The sequence below is a fragment of the Thiobacillus thioparus DSM 505 genome (genome assembly GCF_000373385.1).
GTDB lineage: Bacteria > Pseudomonadota > Gammaproteobacteria > Burkholderiales > Thiobacillaceae > Thiobacillus > Thiobacillus thioparus.
In genome coordinates this window covers 172,845-189,659 of record NZ_KB891326.1, presented here as the reverse complement: position 1 = coordinate 189,659, position 16,815 = coordinate 172,845, and the positions used below count along the sequence as shown (strand labels likewise).

The window sequence follows — 16,815 nt, the reverse complement described above, 5'->3', positions numbered from 1 at the left end:
GCTCAGTAATCCACACGCAATTCGGCCTGGTAGGTACGTTTCGGGAAAGGATGCGGCCCGATGAAATAACTTTCATTGGTCAGGTTGTCGATCCCGAACGAAGCGCGAATCAGCTTCGAGAAACGGTAGCCGAGTTTCACATCGGCAGTGGTGTACTTGCTCAGGCTTCCAGTGTCGTTGTGATTGGTGTCCGAGTTGTCCAGATTGCCGAACTGAAGTCCGCTGTAAAGCAGGCCGAGGGAACCGGTCCAGTGTTCGTCGAAGCGATAGGAAGCGAAGACCGAGGCGCGCCAGTCGGGGATGCGTGGCACCTTCTTGCCAACGAGGGCGGGATTGCCTGGATCGGACAGGATCTCCGAGTCGGTGTAGGTCAGGCTGCCATTGATATCCAGTCCTGGCACCAGGACATCCACCGCTTCGTACGCCGCCTCGGCACCGGTGATGCGGGTACGGCCGATGTTCTGGACGCGGTTGACATTGGTTGTCAGGTTCAGCTGGCTGGTGAGAAAGTTGTCGGTGTGCTGGTCGAACAGCGACAGGCGCAGGTTGCCGCCCTCAAGCGCATGCTCCGCGGTGAGGTCGGTGGCCAGGATCTTTTCCGGATTCAGGTTGGGGTCGCTGATCTGCGTGACCACGCCGATTTTCTCGGTCTGGAACAGTTCCGTGACGGTCGGCATGCGATAGGCGCGGGCAACCGAACCCCGGATCAGCCAGTCGCCCGCCGCCCGCCAGGTGAGCGACGCCTTGGGCGAGTGGTAGGTGTCGTCGCGGCTGGCAATCGGTGCGTAGCCGCTGATGAAACCGTTGAAGGCCTGCCAGCGCTCGGTTCGCCAGCCGAGCGTCAGCGTCAGGCGCGGATCGAGCTTCCACGCATCCTGTGCGAAAACGGCATCGGTGCGGGTGTCACCCATGGTGGTGCTGACGGGAGAGGCGCCGATGCTGCTGTCGTCGGTCCAGCTGGATGCGGCGTATTTGGCGCTGCTGTAGGTGTAGCGGTCGTAATGGTAGCCGAAGGTGACGGTGTGGTTTTTCCTGCCCTGGCCGGGTTTCCAGATTGCACGGGCGTCCAGGGTCTTCCATCCGCTCTCGTCGCCGAACGTGATCGTGCCTGCCCCGCCTGCCGAGCCCGGCTGGCCAAGCCCGCCTGCAACTGCGGTGGTCGGCGTCCGTGTGATGTCGCGGGGGGTGGAATAATCCGAGGCGCTCAGTTCGACCGACCAGTCCGGCGACAGGCGACTGTCCAGGCTCAGGCCCAACAGCTGGTTCTGCGTATTGCTGTCCGACGGCGCGAGCGCACTCGTGCTGACGGTGTAGTTCTTGTTGTCGATATTGACGCTGCCGCTCCATATGGGCTGGCCCGCTGCATCGCGCAAGTAAGTCCGGGTATCGCTGAAGCTGTCGTTCTGCCAGTAGGCATAGGTGAGCGCCGCGCGCGTGTCGGGCGTGAAGTCGTATGCCAGCCGGATTTTCATCGTGTCCTGCACCGAATGGTCCAGGCTGGTCGCGCCGAACATCATGCTGGGGACGTTCGTCGGGCTGGTGTAGGGTACGCCGCCTGTGACCGGCGTCCCTGCGCCGTTGTTGGCTGCAGGGATGGCTGCCGTGGCGAAGTTGATCGGCTGCGAATGCGTATCGAGATGGTTGAACAGGAACGACCAGCTCAGGCTGCCGTTCACCCGCGCACCCAGCGCAAGCTGTTCCTGGTGGCCCCGGTAAGTGTCGTCCGTGGCGTAATGCTTGTAGTCCTGGGACCATCCCTGGACCCGGGCATGGGCTTCGAACTGCTGCGGCTTGCGCGTATTGATCAGGATGGTGGCGCCGGCCGAGTTGCCGGGCAGCAACGCCGAGAACGGCCCGTACAGCACTTGGATGTTCTCGATTTCCTCGCTGCCGACGATGTTCCAGCGCGGCGGGAAATTGTAGGAATTGCCCAGCAGGTTGGACAGCAGCAGACCGTCCGCATAAACCAGAGACCACGCACTCTGGAGACTGCCGGCCGTGCGGCTGGCGACGATGCCGTTGCGGTCGCCGACATAGCGCTTGCGTATGAAGATGCTCGGTGAGTACTTGAGCGAATCCTCGACGTTGATGACGTTCATTTCGCGCATCTGGTCCTGGGTCACTTCGGCCGAGGGCGAAGGATTGTTCGTCACCACGGCAGAACGCGGCAGACTGACGATCATTTCCGGCAAGGTCTGCTCTTCAGCCCAGGCGGCAGGATGACCCAGCGTGCTGGCGAGGGCGAGCGCTAGAGTTTTGCGTTTCATGTTGCTCTCTTGTGGATTTTCTATTTGGCAGCGCCGGATCGCTGGCCCTGTTGTTCCAGCCAGGCTTTCAGTCTGGCTTCATCGAGCGTACCCACTGCCGCCTGGCGCCGATGCGCCTTGTCGTACAGATACGAACGCGGCAGTTCTCCCTGCCACGTGGGGTCGATGGTGGCGCGCAGGCGTTCGGGAATGGGATCGTCGAAGACCCAGGACTCTGCGTGGCCCAATCCGAGCTTGCGCAGGGTTTTCCGGATCGCGTCGCTATCCTCCGGGCTGTCGACCGCAACCAGTACCAGAGGCAGGTTCTTTTCGTTTTTCGACAGTTTGCCCAGCATGGTCAGTTCGTCGATGCAGTGCCCGCACCAGTTGACTGACCACATGCTCAGAATGAACGGCTTGCCCGCATACCGCGCCTCGATCTTTGCCAGGCTGCCCGAATCGAAACGTGCAGGCTCGGCTGCCGATGCGGGCCATGTGGACAGGCACATGAGAAGAAGGCACAGACGGCACAACATGATCACTCGACCTCCATGATTCGGACGCCTTCGCGGAGCGTGTTCCACACAACTTGCATCCGGTCGCTATGGATCAGGGGAATCGGGTAATCGGCGGCATCCTCTGTTGTCGCAATGCGGCGTGGTTCATTCCAGCTGATGCCGCCGTCCCTCGACAGCATCGCCATTGCGCCATAAGCCTGGCCGTCGAACTCGCGCCAGGTGACCAGCACGGTCTGCCCGTTCGCCGCCACGGTAGCGTGGCCGGCCTGTGCCTGCGGATTGCCGAACGCCATCGGCGCCGACATCCGGTCGCCTTTCACCTGCCGATAAAACAGACCCTGGCGGTTCTTGCCGTGGGTATACCAAACTGCGTGCAGCGTACCGTCGCCGCCGGTTGCAATCCCGCCTCCATGATGCGGACAGGCATCGATGTTCCATTCGTCGTCGGCCAGTCGCTGCAACTCGCCCGAATCGAGATGGGCCAAGGCGAAGTCGCGCGTATTGGTTCCATATACATTGCGCCAGAGCGCGACCGGTCCGTTCGTCGTCCAGGTCAGTGCAGTCCTGCAGCACTCGCAGGTGTGGTCGGTCAGTTTGCGGTTGGCCCGGAAGCTGGCGCCGTTATCGTCGGAGCGGGAGAAATAAACCGATGCGCCGACGAATGCATCGCCCTTCTCTTTTGCGGCATCCCGGTCGCGCCCATCCAGCCAGGCGATGGCCAGTCGGTCGCCGCCATCCGAAACCAGCGAATCGAAACGGTGGCTGGCCAGACGCTTGTCGTCGTTGATCGTGATGGGCGCCGAGTAGGTCTTGCCGCCATCGGTCGAACGCGCGTAACGAATCTCGCCGGTGTAGGGTTGCGGCAGCAGCAGCGTCCAGGTCAGGTGCAGTGTGCCATTTCGGGTGACGGCGATCTTGGGCCGGTTTTCACCTTCCGCCCCGATGTTTTCCGGCTCGGCGTTGACGACGACCGGAGCAGAAAAATGCTTGCCATCGTCGGCCGAATGCGAAACCAGGAGCGCCCGGTTTTCGACCCTGGCGAGCCATATCCGGCCCTGCGAGTCGACGGTGGCCCCGATCGCCAGCGTGGGTTTTGCCGGCCGGGACGCGACGGCCTGTCCCGGATTTGCCGGCGGCATGTGTTCATGCGGCAAGGCCGTTCCCGCATTCCCCGACAGCAATAGCGCAGCTGCGGTCTGCGCCAGGCGACTGCGGCCGGGAGCCGTTTTCATAATGCTCATCATGACATCTCTCGTCCCCTTGGCCGGACGCAGGCGAATACGCAGTAGCCGCTACTGCATAATCGCCCGGCCAATCCGTGCCAGCCTGAAAAACATTCAGGAAATTTATTGGTTTCTATTCGGGCCGAGTGTATGGCGAGTGGCGTGCCGCGACAATGTGGCAAATTGCCGCAGCGTCGCCGCGGTCAATGGCCTGGCGAGATGGCGTCCAGCGTGATGCCGATGTTTTCCTGTTTGCCCTGGCTGTCCCTGAACGTCAAGGTCATGGGCACCTTCTCGCCCGTCACGACTTGCGACGTGAGACCGATGAGCATGGCATGCAGTCCGCCCGGTTCCAGGCTGACCGTTTTGCCTTTCGGCAGCTTGATCGATTCAAGCTCGCGCATTTCCATCACGCCACCGTCCATGCGCATGAGATGCAGTTCGACATGATCTGCGCGGGGGGTCGTTCCCGCGACGAGTTCCATGTCCCGGTCGGATGTGATCTCCATGAACGCACCCGCCACCTTCTGGCCGGGTGCCGTGGCACGCACCCAGGCATTGTCGATCTTCACATCGCAGGCCCAGGACCAGACGGGGCAAGCGAGGGCGGCCAGCAATAAAAAAACACGGGGATGACGACGTGAGCGCATGAGAGGGACTCCTGAGGTTGATAAAGAATTACCTGGATTCCATGCCCAATGCGTGCAGGACCCTCAGGGCGTCGACCGTGGCCGCAACATCGTGGACGCGCACGATCGCCGCACCTTTCAGCGCGGCCAGCGTGGCGGCCGTGATGCTTGCGACCAGCCGTTCCGGCGCGGGGCGGCCGGTGAGCGTGCCGAACAATGATTTGCGCGAGATGCCCACCAGGGTCGGCGACGCCTGGGTCAAACGGTCCAGTGCCTGAAACAGGGCGATGTTGTGCGCGGGCGTCTTGCCGAAGCCGAAGCCGGGATCCCACAGCAGGCGTTCCCGGGCGATGCCCGCCCGCGTCGCCGCCTCCGTGCGCAGGTGCAAATACTCCAGCACCTCCGATACGACGTCGCCGTACCGCGGCTGCTGCTGCATGGTCTGCGGCGTACCCTGCATATGCATCAGGCAGACGCCGCATTGCGAAGCCGCCACGACGTCAAGCGCACCGGGCGCGCGCAAGGCATTGACGTCGTTGATCATGTCGGCTCCTGCGTGCAGGGCGGCCGCCATCACCGGCGTCTTCATGGTGTCGATCGACAGTGCGGCGCCGCAGTCGCGCAGGCCTTCAAGCACTGGCAGCACCCGCCTCAACTCCTCCTCGGCTTCCACCGGGGCCGCTCCGGGCCGGGTGGATTCGCCGCCAATATCGAGGATGTCGGCCCCTTCTTCGCGCAGACGCAATCCATGCTCGATGGCACGCTCACGGGCTGCATAAAGCCCGCCGTCGGAAAACGAATCAGGCGTCGCATTGACGATGCCCATGACCAGGGGGCGTGCCAGCGTGAAGTGAAAGCGGCCGCAAACGAAAGCCGTCATGCCGATTCAAATTCCAGTACTTCGCAGTGATCCACCCAGACATTCCACATCTCGGGCAGGCTCAGTTTCCGGAAATGTCCCGTCACGGCCTGCAGGATCTCGTGATGCGCCACTACCAGCACCGCGGACGCGTCGTCGTGCTCGATCTCTTCCAGAAAGCTGTGCACGCGCCCGACCATCTCTGCATAGGACTCGCCTGCAGGCACCTTCCATGAAAACGGATCGGTTGCGCCGCGCATGGCAGACAGATACTGCGCGACCGGCTGGCCTTCGTAGCCGGTGTTGCGGTCGTCGAGCCGTTCATCCACATAGATGTCGGCGCAATGGGACGCGTTGACGATCGCCGCGGTTTCGTGAGCGCGCTTCAGGCGCGACACATATACGCGCCGGATCGGCACATCCCGCAAGCGTTGTGCCGCCGCCGCCGCCTGCAACCGGCCCTTCGGCGTCAGCGACACCGGAACGGCCGGATCGGCATTGCACAGGCCGCGCAGGTTGTATTCGGATTCGCCGTGGCGCAGAAACACCATTTTCATGCCAGCACCAGGATCTCTCCTTTGCCGCCGAAGGCCAGATCGCCCATATAGCGCTGTGCTTGCGTGGAAGCCGGCAGCAGCCCGGGCAGGAAACTTTCCGCATGGCGATGCAGCAATCCCAGGTAGCTCAGGTCGACCCGGCCCGAATCATTGAAGCTCAGTGGGATGGATTCGGGCCTGCGGCCCAGGATCAGGCTTCCACGTCGCAGGCCGGCTCCTGGCAGCGTGCCGCAGCCACCCGCCACCACGAGCGTGCCGGCGAGAAGCCGCGCACCGCAGGCATCGCCCGCCTGGCCGCGTACGAGAATCAACCCACGCCGCATGCGATCGCCGAGACGATCGCCGACATTGCCCTCGACCGCCACCACACCGCCCGCCATGCCGGTACGATCGCCGATCAATGCGGCACCGAGCCAGTCGCCGGCATTGCCCCGGATGCGTAGCAGGCCGCCCGTCATGCCGTTGGCGGCGCCGTCTCCGGCATCGCCGTGGATATCGAGTTCGCCGCCGCGCATCCCCTGCGCGGCGTAATGTCCTGCCGGTCCTTCGATCCGCACGTTGCCCGTGTTCATGCCCTTGCCCAGGCAATCGAGGCGATCGCTATCGGTACGGATCACCAGCATGTCGGTTTCGTCCACGTCCACCTCGAACAGATCGCCCAGCATCAGGGGACTGCCTGCCAGATGGACGATCTGCTTCGCGATGTCGTCCGCACTCCGCTCGGCGAGCGTTTCCGGCAGTACGCCGGTCATGTCGACACGCCCGTTCGGTACGGCGCGCAAGCTCAGTGTCGTCATGCCAGAATCTCCCGCAGTCGATAGTGGAACTGGCCCAGCTTTCCGCCGTAGTTGCCGGCCGACAGACGTACGATGCCGCCTGCCGCGCCGATCCCGCAGACCGCATCCATGCCGGCCTTCATCGCCACGCGCATGTCGGCGTCGGTGACGGCATCGATCACGATCTCGAGCACGGCGTCCACGCCCGGACTGAGCTCGGTTTTCGCCACGCCGCGCAGGGTCGGACAGAAGGCATCGTTGGTGGAGGCAGGCAGCGCCTTGTATTTGGAGCCCACCTTGGAGCCCGAGCGGACCACGCCGCCCGGAAACGGCGCGATGGCGCCGGGGACGCGCGCAATGGCGTCCACTGCAGCCTCGCAGGCAACCAGCGCCCGGCTGCGCGAACGTGCCAGGACCAGGAAATTGCCGCCGCCGACCGAACGCATCAGGCCGGTCGTTTCCTCGGCCAGAAACTCGCCATCCATCACCGGGATGCGCCAATAGCGCCGTCCGGCAATGAGTTTGGACGTCTGCCAGCCGTCGCCGAAATAGCGCAGGTTCTTGCCCAGCGGCAGCGACTCTTCGCCTTCGCAGCCGGCGAACACGGCCGTGGTGGGACAGGTCAGCACGCACTGGCCGACACGCCGCTCCAGTTGCTTGGCCAGCTCCTTGGTGGAGACGGCAAACAGCAGGCCGGCCACGCCGGGACGGCCGTCCGGCGTTTCCGCCGGAGAAAGTTCGCACTCGATGCCGGCCTCGCAGCCGCAGGCGATGACCGAGGTGGCAAAGCCGAAGGCGGCGTTGGCCGCATGTCTTGCCCAGGTCAGATTGTCCGCGGTGATGACAATACGGGTTGCCTTCATGCCGAAGGCTTCCGCATAAGTGTCGTCGATGAATACGCCATTGATGATCACGTCGCCCTCCCCTTGCACACATGGGGAATCAGTTTGCTGGCGCCGCACGTGCATACCTCGTCGTCGCTTATGCGGACGTTTTCCATCCTGACTGTCATGTAACGATCGAAATAATCCTTCAGGGGTTTCTCGATACCCTTGTCGTACTCGGGCTTCACTACGTGCAGTGCACCATTGACCACGTTCACCACCTTGCCGTCGCGCACGATGAGCTGGCCGTCCTTGAACACATACTCGGGCTTCGCAAACATGGCTTCGCGGTCGGCATCGTCGCGATAGACCACGATGTCGGCCGCCGCCCCTTGGCCCAGATGGCCGCGATCGGTCAGGCCGAGGGAACGGGCCGGTGCCGCGCGCGTCATGATGGCGATCTCGTAGAGGCTGTATTCCCGATCCAGGCTGCGCAGCTGGCTGTGCGCGGCGGCCTCGGCGTTGATCTCGTCCAGCTTCGAATCGCGGAAGCGCTTGTCCATCAGCAGGCGAATCAGGTGCGGATAGCTGGTGAAGGGCGCACCGTTGGGATGGTCGGTGGTCAGGAAGATGCGCCAGGGATCGCTGACCCGCAGGAACAGTTCCAGACCGATCGCCCATTGCAGAGCGTTGACGAAATTCTTGTCGCGGTACTTGAACGGCACCACGCCGCAGCCGGCATCGCACTCGATGTCCATGACCACCCACTTGTCCGGGCTGGCATGGCGATGGTTGCCGTACTGCTTCATGCTGTCGCCCGAGACGGTCACCGTCTGACCGAACAGAACCTGTCCGACATCGGCCGACACGTTGCTCATGCGGTTGATGGCATCGGCGATGCGCTCGGCTTCGGAGGAAAACTTGCGCTCGCCTTCGGTGCCATAGCTGTGGAACTGGATGTGCGTCAGATGGATGGGCAGCCCCTCCGCTGCGGCCATGGTCGCCAGGGTGGTGTCGGCATTGCCGGGAACGCCCAGGTTGCTCGCGTGCACGTGCAACGGGTGCGCCACACCCAGGTCGTGCACGGCACGCGCCAGCGCCTGCACCACCTGCCGTGGCGTCACGCGGTAATAGGGATGGGCCTCGTCGAGGTTCAGGCTGCGGGCATTGAACTTGAAGGCGGAGATGCCGCCCGGATTCACCACCTTGATGGCCATGGCCTGGCTCGCATCCAGCGTCCAGCCCACATAGTCGTTGATCAGTCGCTGGTCCGCCCCGCTGGCCAGCATGCGCAGGAAGAAGTCGTCGCTGCCGAGCATGGCGTAGGCGCCCTTGTCCACCATGGGCGTATCGCCCATCTCGAGGTGAGTGTGGCGCGCGTTGATGGGCTGCATGGCAGGTTCGAAGCAGGCGGTATAGCCCATTTCGGCATAGCGGTAGCCGGTGGTCCAAGTGGAAGGTGCGGCGTGACCGCAACCGGCATGCATGCCGCCGCTGGTCGGGACCGGATCCTGGCGATGGTCTTCCGGCAACAGTGCCCGCGCGATGTTCAGCTTGCCGCCGCCGATGTGCGTATGCAGGTCGATGGCGCCGCCCATCACCACACGGCCGGCGAGATTGATGTCGCGATCGATTCTCGCGTCCGGTCCCGGTGCGGCGACGACGCGGCCATCCTCGATGTAGAGATCGCGCACCTCGCCGTCGACACCGTGCGCGGGGTCGTAGATCCGGCCATTCTTAAGCCGCAGCATGATTCGTCTCCCTCTGGATGATGGCGAGGACCTGGGCCACGCTCGGCAGGCTGGAAGGCGCGGGCGCGGTCAAGGGCAAGGCCACCACCGCGTCCATGCGATGCAGGAAACCCGCGTGCTGCACGCCCGGAACGGCCACCGGAATGAACACATCCGGCGCCTGGACAAATCGCATGTCGGCCCGACCCAGCACCACGGTCGGGCAATCCGCGGCGGGCGGCGTACGTTCTGGATCGAATGCCGATATCCAGACCAGCGCATCCACCTCCCCTGTTTTCAGCAGACGGTCGCTGTCGAACAGCAGCGGCTCATAGCGCGGACCGGCGATTTCGTACGCGGTGCGCAAGGGGTAGCCGGTCTGCCAGGTACAGGTTTGCGCGGCCGAGGTGCCACCATCGTCGCCTCCCAGGGGTAACCCGGACCATCGCGTCGCCTGGTTGAGATCCTTGACCAGATTCACGGCCGACTGGATGGTCAGATCGGCATGCGGGAAATCCAGTTCCGCTGCGTTCCAGACCAGAACGCCATAGCGGGCCGCACGCATATCGGCCAGCAGAGCCTCGATCTGCCCGATCGACACGCCCGCTACGTCTGTGGCACGCGGAGGTATCCCAGCCAACCGGGCACGCATGACGGCAAACAATTCGCCCAGGTGGCCCGCATCGATCGGGATGGACGAAACGGATACGCCGTCCATATCTGGAATGGACAGCAGGGGATCGCCCAGAACCACGACCTTGCGCGTCAACTCGCCAAACTGGGACGCCGGAGCCAGACAGCGTTCGAAGAAACGCGGATAACGCGAGGCATCCGTGCCCGCCAGCACGATCAGGTCGGCACGGTTGCGCACCTCGGACAGGGTGGTCGTCACCCAGCCGCCATCCTGGAAAGCCTGCACATTACGGAACTGTGCACGGCCATGCATGTGGTCGACCACCCCTCCCAGCTTTTCCGCCAGCGACAGGGCAGCACGATGGCCCGTGACATCGCATCCCAGTCCGCCGATCAGCGGGCGGCGCGAACCTGACAGGATGATCGCCGCCGACCGGCAAGCTTCATCCAGGCTGATGGGCAAGCCGGCAATCGTGGCCTGGCCAGGGTCCGGGATGGAAAACAACCGCGATGCGCGGGGACACGCCGGGCGTTCGAGCCGCACGCCATCCCCCTCGCGCGAGACTTCTAGGTCGTCACAAAGCAAACCGCAAAAAGGACAACAAACCGAGGAGCTGGACACAGAGTATAGATATCTCAAAAAGATTGAAGTGCTAAGGCGTTTAGCAGGATCCATGCCATGCAGGTCATGCCCGCGCCTATGTGTCTGGTCAGGCAGGCAGTTTCCTGTCGGCGCATGTCGCCTCCCTCCATAAAAGATGTCACGCGGCCGATGCGAGCGGCGTGACAGTCTGTCACATCGGCACTCCCCGCATGCAAGGCTAGACGATTGATTATTTATGCATTTTCCCACTGGCATAGCAATTGCTTCCAGAGGCTTACACGCTTTGCACCACACTATATACACATGCCGCATACCTCCACGATCAGCGTCACCGTACGAGCCTCCGCACGGCTTCATATGGGATTTCTTGACCTCAACGGCGGACTGGGACGGCGCTTCGGCAGCCTGGGCCTGTCGCTGGATGAACTGGCCACGACGCTGACCGCCTATCCAGCCGAACAGGTTTCGGCGGAAGGTCCGCAATCCGAGCGGGTGGAATCGTTCGCACGCCAGTCACTTGCGGCCATGGGCATTACGGACGGCACCTATGTCCAGATCCACCAGGCCATCCCCGATCACGCCGGCCTCGGCTCGGGCACCCAACTCGCCCTGGCCGTCGGCACGGCGCTCGCACGGCTGTATGGCGTGGACTGGCCTGTCCACGACATGGCCAGGAAGCTGAATCGAGGCGCGCGTTCAGGAATCGGCCTGGGCCTGTTTACGCAGGGCGGATTCGTGGTGGATGGCGGACGCAAGGACGAAGGCGACCCGCCCCTGGTGATTTCGCGCATCGAGTTTCCCGCGCAGTGGCGCGTGATCCTGGTGATGGACAAGACCTACAAGGGCTTGCACGGCGAGCAGGAAAAGCAGGCTTTCGCCGCTCTGCCCAAATTTCCCGAGGCGCGAGCCGCTCACTTGTGCCGGCTCGCACTGATGCAGGCCATGCCGTCCTTGGTCGAGCAGGATCTTCCTGGATTCGGCGCCGCCATCCACGCCATCCAGCAGACGGTTGGCGACCATTTCGCGCCAGCCCAAGGCGGGCGGTTCGCCAGCCACCACGTGGCCAGCGCGCTGGCCTGGCTGGCGCGGAACGGCGCCGAAGGCATCGGGCAAAGCTCGTGGGGCCCCACCGGTTTTGCATTGACTGACTCGGAAATTCAGGCGCGTTCCCTGGCACGCGCCGCGTACAACGAGTTCGGTACCGAAGGGCTGGAGTTCATGGTGTGTTCCGGCCGCAACCGCGGCGCAGAAATCCGCACTGAAGCGTACCGGGCCCAGGCGCATTCCTGATAACAACGGCTGGAGAAAACAATGGAAAAACCCTATTTGCTGCACTTTGCCACGCCCGGCACACGGGTGAGCCCGTTTGACGTGAACATGGCCTACGATGCCGGCTGGAACGCCGTGATCCCGTATTCGGGCGTGGGGTTGGAAGACATCGCAGGTTTTACCCAGGACGCGATTTTTTCCCGGGGCCCGAAAGGCGCGAAGCACACTGGCATCTTCATCGGCGGACGCGACCCCATGCTCGCCGCCGGCATGCTCGACGCCGCACGCAAGGCAATGGTGCCGCCCTTCGAAGTGTCGGTCTTCGCCGATCCGAGCGGCGCCTTCACCACCGCCGCGGCCATGATCGCCGCAGTGGAAAAAGCCCTGGCCGGTACCCATGGCACCACGCTTGCCGGCCGCCGCGTCACCGTTTTCGGCGGCACCGGCCCGGTCGGCATGATTGCAGCCGTGCTTGCTGCCCAGGCGGGCGCCGAAGTCACGCTTCCTGGCCACGATGGCCTGTTCCGGGCGCAGTCCGCCACCGAGGCCATCCAGGCTCGATTCGGCGTGGCGGTATCTCCCATCGACGCCAGTTCCGACGATGCCAAGGCGGCGCTCATCGCGGATACTGAAATCGCGCTCGCCACGGCGAAGGCCGGCGTCCAGGTACTGGGCCCGGCGCATCTCGCGCACGCGGCGCGGTTGATGGTGGCGGCCGACATCAATGCAGTCCCACCAGCCGGAATCGAGGGCATCGGCGTCATGGACAATGGCAAGCCGCTTGCGGCCGCATCCGGGCACGCCGTGGGAATCGGGCCGCTCGCCATCGGCAACATCAAATACAAGGTTCAGCAAGGCCTGCTGCAAGCCATGCTGCGCACGGACAGCCCGCTTTATCTGGGCTTCGCCGACTGCTTGCGCGAGGCCAGGTTGCATGCCGCCTAAGGCCTTTCTGCTCACTTCGCTGTCCGGGCGCGTGCTGGCCAAGGCAGCGGCGCGCGCGCAGCGCTCGGTCGTCGGCATCGATGCCTTCGCCGACCAGGATACCTGCGGGATGGCCTTGAAATGGACACGCTCGCCCCTGGATCGCAACGGCATATTCGACGCGACCGCGATGCTGGATGCGGCCGACTTGGTCTGTCCGCCTGCCGCCTGTCTCGGACTGGTCTATGGATCTGGACTTGAAGCCCAACCTGCGCTGCTGCGCGAGCTGTCCGAGGGACGGATCGTGCTGGGCAACTCGCCGGAGGTCCTGGAAACCGTTGCGGATCCGGAACGCTTCAGCAGCTTGCTCGCGGCGCTCGACATTCCCCATCCGGCAACCCGCATGTCACGTCCAGCAGAGGTTGCCGGCTGGCTGTCCAAACAGGCCGGTGCGTGCGGCGGCACGCATGTACGCCTCGCATCCGCCTTGCCCGAAAGCGATGCGGGACGCTATTTCCAGCGGCAGGTCGCCGGCGAGGAATGGTCCTTCCTGTTTCTGGCCAATGGGCGCGACATCTGCTCAATCGGTTTCAACCAGCCCCTGACGACCCCGCCTCAGGCATCCGGACGTTGGAGCTATGCCGGTGCGACACGCATGGATGCCGGCCCGGCCGAGGTTGATGAAGCCGTCATGCATGCGGCACGGGCGCTCACCGCTCGGCTCGGCCTGGTCGGCCTCAACGGCCTCGACTTCATTGTCACCCACTCCGGTTGGGTATTGCTGGAACTGAATCCGCGTCCGCCCGCCACGCTGGAGTTATGGGATGTGCCGCTGCTGCCCTGCCTGTTCGATCTGCACGTCGAAGCCTGCAAGGGTCGATTGCCTGCCCGTCTGCCTCATCCTGGCAGCAGCATGGCCGTGGCGGTGGTCTACGCCGAAACCCGCTTGCTGATCCCGACCGATTTCGCATGGCCTTCCTGGTGTGCGGATCTGCCTTGGGCGGACAGCGTGATCGAGGCCGGCGACCCTGTCTGCACGGTCCGTGCGGATGGCCCGGATGCAGCCACCGCCCGGCACCAGGCGCTCGGCAGGCGTCAGGAGATCCTCCAATGGCTGGATCGTTTCGCCTCCCCCGCAACCGGCTGGAATGACCCTGCCGTCGCTCAATCCACTCAGATGTTCCCGGCCTGATGACACACCCGATGAAGCACGTTCCCAGCGTCAACCAACTCGCAGCCCCTTTGGTCGAATACCTGGTGGACCATGCCGCGGAACTGCGCCTGGCGGTTTCGCGGCAAGCCAATGGCGTACGTATCGTCGATGCCGGCATCCAGGCGACGGGTGGCATCGAGGCGGGTCGACGCATAGCCGAAATCTGCCTCGGGGGCCTCGGACGCGTCACGCTAGTCCCGGCCGCCGCCCAGGCCGCCTGGCCCTGGGAGTTGTCCGTTTCCACCGCGCAGCCGGTGCTGGCCTGTTTGGGCAGCCAGTACGCCGGATGGAGTCTGTCGCACGGTGAAGGCAAGGGCGGTTTCTTTGCATTGGGATCGGGTCCTGGCCGCGCGCTGGCCGGCAAGGAAGAACTCTTCGCTGAACTCGCTTATCGCGATCGCGCGGACTCGGCCTGCCTGGTCCTGGAAACCGGCAAGATCCCGCCGCTGCCCTTGCTGGACAAGATCGCCGGCCAATGCGACGTCTCCCCCGACCGTCTGACCTTGATCCTGACGCCCACCACCAGCCTGGCCGGCAGCGTGCAGGTGGTGGCCCGCGTACTCGAAGTGGCCCTGCACAAGGCGCACTTCCTGGGCTTCCCGCTCGATCACATCGTCGACGGCATGGGCACGGCCCCGGTCTGTCCGCCCTCGCCGGATTTCCTGACTGCCATGGGCCGCACCAACGATGCGATCCTCTTCGGCGGCCGCGTGCAGCTGTTTGTCGCCGGCGAGGAAACGGCAGCGGAGGCGCTTGCGCAGCGCATGCCGAGCGAGGCATCCAAGGATTATGGCCAGCCTTTCGCGCAGGTTTTCAAGAATGCCGGACACGACTTCTACAAGATCGACCCGCTGCTGTTCGCGCCGGCACAGATCATCGTGACCAGCCTCGGAACAGGGCGCAGTTTCCGCGCCGGCCAGCTCAACGCAGACCTGCTGGAGCGTTCGTTCTCATGACACGCCGCATCGCGATCTTTACTGACGATCCGGGCTGGCACGGCAAGCAGCTCAAGCGTGCGTTCGCGCGCAGAGGCTATGTCGCAAACTACCTGTCGCTGACGGATTGTCGGGTGGATCTGGGGCAGAGCGGCGGCGTGGCGATACCCGGTTTCGAGCATGAACTGCCCGACGGCGTGTTCGTTCGCGGCGTGCCGGGTGGAACCCTGGAGCAGGTCATCCTGCGTCTCGATTTTCTGCACGTGTTGCCGTTGCTGGGCGTGCCCGTCTACAACTCGGTCCGCGCCATCGAGAAAAGCGTGGACAAGGCCATGACCAGCCTGCTTCTGCATCGCGCAGGTATTCCGACGCCGCCCACGTGGGTAACAGAGTCCGAATCCCAGGCGCGTACCCTGCTCATGCGCGAAATCGCACTGGGACACGAACTGGTGCTAAAGCCGCTGTTCGGTTCCCAGGGAGCGGGTCTCAAGCGCTTGGCTTCTCCCGCCGATCTCCCGCCGGGAGAAGCGTACCGGGGCGTGTATTACTTGCAGCGCTACATCGGCGGCGAGTCGGGCTCATGGGAGGACTACCGGGTACTCGTGATCGGTGGCCGCAGCCGTGCCGCCATGACGCGCCTAGGCACCAGCTGGATCAACAACGTGGCCCAGGGTGCCGCTTGCCGGCCTGCCCCCATCGACCCGGAATTGTCCAGACTGGCCGAGGACGCCGCCCGTGCACTCGACATGGACTATGCGGGGGTCGACCTGATACGCGATCCGGAAGGCCGCCTCAACGTGCTGGAAGTGAACAGTATTCCGGCCTGGCACGGCCTGCAAAGCGTCGTCAAGGACAACATCGCCGCCATGCTGGTGGATGATTTTCTCAACCGGCACGTGGTCAGGGAATCCCGGGAGCAGTGCGCATGAACGCCCTGCTGCAAATGCCCGTCGCCGAGCCGATGTCCGACCTGTTTCTTGCCGCCTGCGAGATGGACGTGGCCGCCTTCAAGCCTGGCAACGTGAGTTGGGAATCCCCGGGGCACGGCATGACCGCTGAGGATTTCCTGATCAGCGCCAAGGTGGCCGCGCCGCATGTGGCCGATCCCGATCTTGAGATCGGCGAACGGATCTACCGCGCGGTCGAAGCAACCCGGGAAGCAGTCGGCTGCAATACCAACCTCGGCATCGTGTTGCTGGCTGTGCCGCTCATTCATGCCGCCCAGCATTGCATGCCGGGAGACATCCTGGCGCACCGGCTCCAGCGCAGCCTGGCTGCACTCACCCGCGATGATGCGGAATGGGTCTACCGGGCCATCCGGCTGGCCGCACCCGGAGGACTCGGTGAAAGCCCGCGCCACGATGTCCGGGAAGCGCCGGTCGTCACGCTGCTGGAAGCCATGCAGGAAGCCGCTGCCTGGGATCGCATCGCTTATCAGTACACCCATTGCTATGCCGACATCCTCGGCCCCGGACTGCTTTCCCTGCATCAGGGACGCGTGCACTGGGGTAGCGAGACGGCGGCAGTCACGACTGCCTACCTCGGATTTCTGGCCGGTTTTTCCGACAGCCACATCTGGCGCAAACACGGTCGCAGCGCAGCGAGCGCCGTGCGAACAATGGCCTTCGACTGCATTGCCCGCTTGGGCCAATGCGCCGACTGGTCTTGCGCCAAAACCCATTTGACGGGTCTGGACACGACTCTCAAATCCACAGGTTTCAACCCTGGCACGAGTGCCGATCTGACCGTGGCGGCATGGCTGGCGGATCGGCTGCTGCACGGGGAAGCAACCTGTATTCCAAACCATATCCAGGGGGACTCTCAGTTTGTTTGATTTACTGAAGCACCTGGTTGGTCATGCAACAAGTGGTCAGC

General features: G+C 63.9%; 16 protein-coding genes. 6 read left to right on the top strand and 10 right to left on the bottom strand.

Features of this window, described 5'->3' with window-relative positions:
- Positions 1 to 2: 2 nt before the first annotated feature.
- The 10 genes from B058_RS0108690 to B058_RS0108645 form a co-directional block, all read right to left on the bottom strand.
- A complete protein-coding gene (locus tag B058_RS0108690; RefSeq protein WP_018508090.1) occupies positions 3 to 2,267 on the bottom strand; it encodes a TonB-dependent receptor in 2,265 nt (754 codons plus the stop codon).
- A gap of 20 nt (positions 2,268 to 2,287) precedes the next feature.
- Positions 2,288 to 2,755 (bottom strand): TlpA family protein disulfide reductase, encoded by a 468-nt coding sequence (locus B058_RS0108685; protein WP_245539278.1) that lies wholly within the window; start codon positions 2,753 to 2,755, stop codon positions 2,288 to 2,290.
- 29 nt (positions 2,756 to 2,784) lie between these two features.
- Positions 2,785 to 3,996, bottom strand: a complete 1,212-nt coding sequence (locus tag B058_RS0108680) for a sialidase family protein (RefSeq protein ID WP_018508088.1) — start codon at positions 3,994 to 3,996, stop codon at positions 2,785 to 2,787.
- A 194-nt stretch (positions 3,997 to 4,190) separates the two neighbouring features.
- A complete protein-coding gene (locus tag B058_RS16715) occupies positions 4,191 to 4,637 on the bottom strand; it encodes a copper chaperone PCu(A)C (RefSeq protein ID WP_040723901.1) in 447 nt (148 codons plus the stop codon).
- Positions 4,638 to 4,665: 28 nt separating this feature from the next.
- Entirely contained in the window at positions 4,666 to 5,496 is an 831-nt protein-coding gene (gene folP / locus B058_RS0108670) for a dihydropteroate synthase (protein ID WP_018508086.1), read from the bottom strand.
- Positions 5,493 to 6,032, bottom strand: a complete 540-nt coding sequence (locus tag B058_RS0108665) for a histidine phosphatase family protein (protein ID WP_018508085.1) — start codon at positions 6,030 to 6,032, stop codon at positions 5,493 to 5,495. Before B058_RS0108665 ends, folP begins: the two co-directional genes overlap by 4 nt.
- Positions 6,029 to 6,829 (bottom strand): formylmethanofuran dehydrogenase subunit C, encoded by an 801-nt coding sequence (locus tag B058_RS0108660; RefSeq protein WP_018508084.1) that lies wholly within the window; start codon positions 6,827 to 6,829, stop codon positions 6,029 to 6,031. Before B058_RS0108660 ends, B058_RS0108665 begins: the two co-directional genes overlap by 4 nt.
- Positions 6,826 to 7,722 (bottom strand): formylmethanofuran--tetrahydromethanopterin N-formyltransferase, encoded by an 897-nt coding sequence (fhcD, locus tag B058_RS0108655; protein ID WP_026240768.1) that lies wholly within the window; start codon positions 7,720 to 7,722, stop codon positions 6,826 to 6,828. The genes B058_RS0108660 and fhcD overlap by 4 nt, the downstream gene beginning before the upstream one ends.
- Positions 7,719 to 9,383: a formylmethanofuran dehydrogenase subunit A gene (locus tag B058_RS0108650; RefSeq protein ID WP_018508082.1), complete on the bottom strand. Its 1,665-nt coding sequence runs from the start codon at positions 9,381 to 9,383 to the stop codon at positions 7,719 to 7,721. The genes fhcD and B058_RS0108650 overlap by 4 nt, the downstream gene beginning before the upstream one ends.
- Positions 9,370 to 10,500, bottom strand: a complete 1,131-nt coding sequence (locus B058_RS0108645; RefSeq protein WP_018508081.1) for a hypothetical protein — start codon at positions 10,498 to 10,500, stop codon at positions 9,370 to 9,372. Before B058_RS0108645 ends, B058_RS0108650 begins: the two co-directional genes overlap by 14 nt.
- A 402-nt stretch (positions 10,501 to 10,902) precedes the next feature.
- On the opposite strand from B058_RS0108645, the gene B058_RS0108640 reads away from it, so the two are divergent.
- From B058_RS0108640 to B058_RS0108615, 6 genes are read left to right on the top strand one after another with little or no spacing between them, the layout of a single operon-like run.
- Positions 10,903 to 11,889, top strand: a complete 987-nt coding sequence (locus B058_RS0108640) for a beta-ribofuranosylaminobenzene 5'-phosphate synthase family protein (protein WP_040723888.1) — start codon at positions 10,903 to 10,905, stop codon at positions 11,887 to 11,889.
- 21 nt (positions 11,890 to 11,910) lie between these two features.
- Positions 11,911 to 12,813, top strand: a complete 903-nt coding sequence (locus B058_RS0108635) for an NAD(P)-dependent methylenetetrahydromethanopterin dehydrogenase (protein WP_018508079.1) — start codon at positions 11,911 to 11,913, stop codon at positions 12,811 to 12,813.
- Positions 12,803 to 13,984 carry an ATP-grasp domain-containing protein gene (locus B058_RS16710; protein ID WP_018508078.1) on the top strand — a complete coding sequence of 394 codons (1,182 nt, stop codon included), beginning with the start codon at positions 12,803 to 12,805 and terminating at the stop codon, positions 13,982 to 13,984. The genes B058_RS0108635 and B058_RS16710 overlap by 11 nt, the downstream gene beginning before the upstream one ends.
- A gap of 11 nt (positions 13,985 to 13,995) precedes the next feature.
- Entirely contained in the window at positions 13,996 to 14,961 is a 966-nt protein-coding gene (gene mch, locus B058_RS0108625; protein ID WP_018508077.1) for a methenyltetrahydromethanopterin cyclohydrolase, read from the top strand.
- Complete coding sequence (locus B058_RS0108620) at positions 14,958 to 15,869, top strand: ATP-grasp domain-containing protein (RefSeq protein WP_018508076.1); 912 nt, start codon at positions 14,958 to 14,960, stop codon at positions 15,867 to 15,869. The genes mch and B058_RS0108620 overlap by 4 nt, the downstream gene beginning before the upstream one ends.
- A complete protein-coding gene (locus tag B058_RS0108615; protein ID WP_018508075.1) occupies positions 15,866 to 16,774 on the top strand; it encodes a triphosphoribosyl-dephospho-CoA synthase in 909 nt (302 codons plus the stop codon). The genes B058_RS0108620 and B058_RS0108615 overlap by 4 nt, the downstream gene beginning before the upstream one ends.
- Positions 16,775 to 16,815: the final 41 nt, after the last annotated feature.